The organism is Skermanella aerolata KACC 11604 (genome assembly GCF_000936425.1).
Classification (GTDB): Bacteria; Pseudomonadota; Alphaproteobacteria; order Azospirillales; family Azospirillaceae; genus Skermanella; species Skermanella aerolata.
This window is the reverse complement of sequence record NZ_AVFK01000219.1, coordinates 1-417: the sequence shown is the minus strand read 5'-3', so window position 1 is coordinate 417 and position 417 is coordinate 1. Positions and strand designations below refer to the sequence as shown.

Annotated in this window: 1 protein-coding gene; it reads left to right on the top strand. The window is 70.5% G+C overall.

The window, feature by feature from the left end; translation table 11 throughout:
- Positions 1-417 (top strand): IS256 family transposase (locus N826_RS39275; protein ID WP_044438120.1); only part of this gene is annotated, 417 nt, incomplete at both ends.

The following is a 417-nucleotide window of genomic DNA, read 5'->3' as shown; positions in this document are numbered from 1 at the left end:
CCCGCCGGGTCCGCCGTGCCCTGGGAGCGCTGTTCGGCGGAGCGGTCGGCAAGGACACCGTCAGCCGGGCGTGGCGCAAGGTCCAGGGCGACTGGGAAGCCTGGCAGAGGCGCGATCTCTCACAAGACGACATCGTCCGCGTCATCCTGGACGGCACGGTGGTCAAGGTCCGGCTCGACAAGCGCTCCACCGGCATTTCGGTGCTGGTGGCGCTGGGCGTCCGACGCGACGGCCAGAAGGTTCTTCTCGGCCTGCGCAACATGGGCGGCGAGAGCGAAGCGGCATGGCGCGCCTTCCTGGACGATCTGGTCGCCCGCAAGCTCGCCACCCCGGAGCTGCTGATCATCGACGGCGCTCCCGGCCTGGAGGCGGCCCTTGCAGCTCTCTGGCCCACCGAACCGGTTCAGCGGTGCACGG